5 protein-coding genes, 1 tRNA gene and 1 pseudogene are annotated in these 3910 nt (G+C 68.3%); all 7 read right to left on the bottom strand.

Annotated features, from left to right (window positions below; translation table 11 throughout):
• Nucleotides 1-495, bottom strand: a pseudogene (locus AX737_RS14115) (cobalamin-dependent protein); the annotation flags it as partial.
• Between the two features lie 245 nt (nt 496-740).
• The gene (locus AX737_RS14110) at nt 741-1034 is read right to left on the bottom strand and encodes a GIY-YIG nuclease family protein (RefSeq protein ID WP_066922307.1); all 294 of its coding nucleotides are present in this window, start codon (nt 1032-1034) and stop codon (nt 741-743) included.
• Between the two features lie 78 nt (nt 1035-1112).
• Nucleotides 1113-1811, bottom strand: a complete 699-nt coding sequence (gene rplA, locus AX737_RS14105) for a 50S ribosomal protein L1 (protein WP_066922304.1) — start codon at nt 1809-1811, stop codon at nt 1113-1115.
• Nucleotides 1812-1822: 11 nt separating this feature from the next.
• Nucleotides 1823-2272: a 50S ribosomal protein L11 gene (gene rplK / locus AX737_RS14100; protein ID WP_066922303.1), complete on the bottom strand. Its 450-nt coding sequence runs from the start codon at nt 2270-2272 to the stop codon at nt 1823-1825.
• Between the two features lie 226 nt (nt 2273-2498).
• Complete coding sequence (nusG, locus tag AX737_RS14095) at nt 2499-3032, bottom strand: transcription termination/antitermination protein NusG (protein ID WP_066922300.1); 534 nt, start codon at nt 3030-3032, stop codon at nt 2499-2501.
• 52 nt (nt 3033-3084) lie between these two features.
• On the bottom strand, nt 3085-3381 hold the full coding sequence (gene secE / locus AX737_RS14090) for a preprotein translocase subunit SecE (RefSeq protein WP_066922309.1): 297 nt from the start codon (nt 3379-3381) through the stop codon (nt 3085-3087).
• Nucleotides 3382-3593: 212 nt separating this feature from the next.
• Nucleotides 3594-3670, bottom strand: a tRNA-Trp gene (locus AX737_RS14085).
• Nucleotides 3671-3910: the final 240 nt, after the last annotated feature.

Genomic DNA, 3910 nt, shown 5'->3' with positions numbered 1-3910 from the left:
GTCGGCGAGCGCGAGCCGGTCCTTCGTCTCCAGGGAGACCTGGGCGGCGGGGCGCGCGACGTCGCGGTCGAGGATCTCGATGAGCCGGTCGGTGGCGTCGCCGATCTCGCCGAGATGCAGGTAGTCGAAGTCGTCGTACTTCTCGGGCGCGCCGGAGACCGAGGGACCACCCAGCACCGCGACCTTGCCGGCCGCGTGCGCGCGCTCGCGGATGTCGTGGATCTGCGGCTCCTGGATGTGCATGCCGGAGACGAAGACCGCGTCCGCCCAGGCGAAGTCCGCCGGGCCCGCCCGGCGGATATTCTCATCGATGAAGCGGCATTCCCAGGCCTCGGGCATGTAGGCCGCGATCAGCAGGAGCCCCTGTGGCGGCATGAAGGCCTTGACGCCCCCCATCAATGGGTAGGCGTGCGAGAATGTGCCGAAGGACGGCGTGTAGGCGGGGAAGACGCAGAGGATGCGTCGCTTGGAGGAGACCGGAAGGGAGCATCGCATGGGGCGCTATCTAGCACAGCCCCGCGCGATGGCGCCCCCCTCGGTGTTGAGATTGGTGTGAGGGAGAGCGTGATGCGGTGCCGCTGCGCGGCGCTTCTGGTGCTGGATCCCGGATCGGGTTCCGCTTCGCTCCACCCGTCCGGGAAAAGGGCGGTGCAGAATTGAGCGCCACGCCCTTTCCCGGACGCCCGGAGCGCCAGCGGAGGGTGATCCGGGATCCAGCACAGGAAGCGCCGCGCAGCGGCTCAGAATGCCAGATCGGCGTACAGGTCGCGCCAGCCCGGGTTCATCCCCTCGATCAGCGCGAGCTTCCAGGCCTGGCGCCAGCGCTTGATCGCGTATTCCCGGTGGCGAGCGTCGAGGATGCGGGGATAGCCCTCGTACCAGACCAGCAACGTCACGCCGTGATCGCGCGTGAAGCCCGGCAGCGCACCGGTCCGATGCTCCCAGACACGGCGGGCCAGATCAATCGTGGAGCCGGTGTAGAGCGTGCCGTTCCGCTGGCTCGCCAGCATGTAGACGTGCGATACCCGCTCCATCGCACGCCCCCGCAACGGAAAACGCCCGGCCGAATCGGCCGGGCGCTCCCGCAACGTAGCAGGTTTGCAAACCTCGCCTCAGGCGGTCAGGACCGTGTTCGGCTCGACCTTCACGCCCGGGCCCATCGTCGAGGTGACGGCGATGCGCTGGATGTAGGTGCCCTTGGCGCCGGCCGGCTTCGCCTTGGCGACGGAGTCGGCGAAGGCCTTGATGTTCTCGACGAGCTTCTGCTGGTCGAACGAGACCTTGCCGATGCCGGCGTGGACGATGCCCGCCTTCTCGACGCGGAACTCCACGGCGCCGCCCTTGGCGGCACCCACCGCACCCTTCACGTCCATCGTGACGGTGCCGACCTTCGGGTTCGGCATCAGGCCGCGCGGGCCCAGCACCTTACCGAGGCGACCGACGAGCGGCATCATGTCCGGGGTCGCGATGCAGCGGTCGAACTCGATCTTGCCGCCCTGGACGATCTCGAGGAGATCCTCGGCGCCGACGATGTCGGCACCGGCCGCGCGGGCGTCGTCCGCCTTGGCGCCGCGGGCGAAGACCGCCACGCGGACCGTGCGGCCGGAGCCGTTCGGCAGGTTGCAGACGCCGCGGACCATCTGGTCGGCGTGGCGGGGATCGACGCCGAGGTTCATCGAGATCTCGACGGTCTCGTCGAACTTGGCGTTCGCCTTCGACTTCACCAGCGCGATCGCCTCGTCCAGGCCGTAGAGCTTGGTCGGGTCGATGCCCTCGCGGGCGGCGCGGATACGCTTGCCTTCCTTAGCCATGCTGCCCTCCCTCAGGCCACGATCTCGAGGCCCATGGCCCGCGCGGAGCCACGGATCATCGCGACGGCCGAATCGACCGAGTCGCAGTTCAGGTCGGGCATCTTCTTCTCGGCGATCTCGCGGAGCTGCGCTTCCGTGATCTTGCCGACGGTCGGGCCCTTGCCGGGGGTCTTCGAGCCGGAGGCCGGCTTCTTGCCGATCTTCAGGCCGACGGCCTTCTTCAGAAAGAAGGTGACCGGGGGCTGCTTCATCTCGAAGGTGAAGGAGCGGTCCTGATACGCGGTGATGATCACCGGGATCGGGGTGCCCTTCTCCATCTGCGCGGTCTTCGCGTTGAAGGCCTTGCAGAATTCCATGATGTTGAGGCCGCGCTGACCGAGCGCGGGGCCGATCGGCGGCGACGGGTTGGCGGCGCCGGCCGGGACCTGAAGCTTCACGTAGCCCGTGATCTTCTTCGCCATGGGAGAACTCCCAAGAATTGCGCGTCGCCGCACTGCCTAGGCGCGGGCGGACGGGCGATTGCAGGTCGCGGTACGGACCGTTGAACCCCGGCGGCGATCCGGGCGGGCCTCCCGCGAACGATGCCGAGGGGGCTCGTGCCCCAACGGCGTTTCACGGCGTGGCCAGGGCCGCGCCGGGAAAAGCGACGATCAAGTCAGTGCTGACTGATCGGAAAAGCCGGCCCGATCAGACCTTCTCGACCTGGCCGTATTCCAGCTCGACCGGGGTGGCGCGGCCGAAGATCGAGACGGCGACCTTGAGGCGGGAGCGGGTGTCGTCCACTTCCTCGACGGTGCCGTTGAAGCTGGCGAAGGGGCCGTCCGAGACGCGGACCGTCTCGCCGACCTCGAAAGAGATCGAGGGCTTCGGGCGGTCGACGCCCTCGGCGACCTGGCCCTTGATCCGCTCGGCCTCGGCGTCCGGGATCGGCACCGGCTTCGACTTGTCGGCGCCGAGGAAGCCCGTGACCTTCGGGGTGTTCTTGATCAGATGGTAGACCTCGTCGGTGAGGTCGCACTTCACCAGGACGTAGCCGGGGAAGAACTTACGCTCGGCATCCACCTTCCGGCCGCGCCGCACCTCGACGACCTTCTCGGTCGGCACCATCACCTCGTCGAAGAGGTCGGTCAGCCCGCGCTGGGCCGCCTGATCCTTGATGGACTGGGCGACCTTGTTCTCGAAGTTCGAGTAGGCGTGGACGATGTACCAGCGCTTCGACACGGTTCAGTTCAACTCCGGACCAATCTGGCGACCCCGCGGATCGCGCTCATCTCTAGAGGCCGAGGATCAGCCCGACCCCGTAGCGCAGGGCCTGATCGACCACCGTGAAGAACACGCTCGCCAGGATCACCATCACGAAGACCATGATGGTGGTGACCGTGGTCTCGCGCCGGGACGGCCACGTGACCTTGCGGCCCTCGTCGCGGACCTGGGACAGGAACTCGACCGGGCCGACGCGCTTGGGCGCCGGGCGCTGCGGCGGCACCTGACGGGAGGGCGCAGGCGTGCCCGTGCCCCGCGGCGCGCCGCGGGCCGTGTCCACCTTCTTGCTCGCTTCGTTCGATGCCATGGCGCCAGGGTCTTGGTTCTTGACGACGGTGATCGAGCCCACCCGGACACCGCCTCCGGGAACTGGCCATCGGGTGCCGGGGGCTCATGCCCAGCCCGCACCGACGGCCTCTCAGGATCTCGGAGTGCGCCCGCTCTAGCGCAAGTCGACAGGCTTGTCGACAGTGCGGCGTCGTGCGGGCCGGCGGAGAGGGAAAGGCAGGAAAATCGAACTGGCAGGAGTGGAGGGACTCGAACCCGCAACCTCCGGTTTTGGAGACCGGCGCTCTGACCAGTTGAGCTACACTCCTGCGCGGCGCCTCGCGGCGCGCGGCCTGCTCAATGCCGCAAGCCGGGCCGGGATGCAAGCGTATCGTGATACGCCGGAGGCGATTCCCGCAGGCTCGAACAGAAAAGGGCCGGCCCAACGGCCGGCCCCTTCCAAGTCGCGACTGCGAGGCGCGCGAGCGAAGCCGCGCGCCCAATCCGAAGAGACTACTCGGTGATGGCGGCGACGACGCCGGCGCCGACGGTGCGGCCGCCCTCGCGGA

The organism is Methylobacterium sp. CCH5-D2, assembly GCF_001556475.1.
Taxonomy (GTDB): domain Bacteria; phylum Pseudomonadota; class Alphaproteobacteria; order Rhizobiales; family Beijerinckiaceae; genus Methylobacterium; species Methylobacterium hispanicum.
Note: the sequence above shows the minus strand (reverse complement) of the source record. Positions and strands in the feature narration are given on the sequence as shown.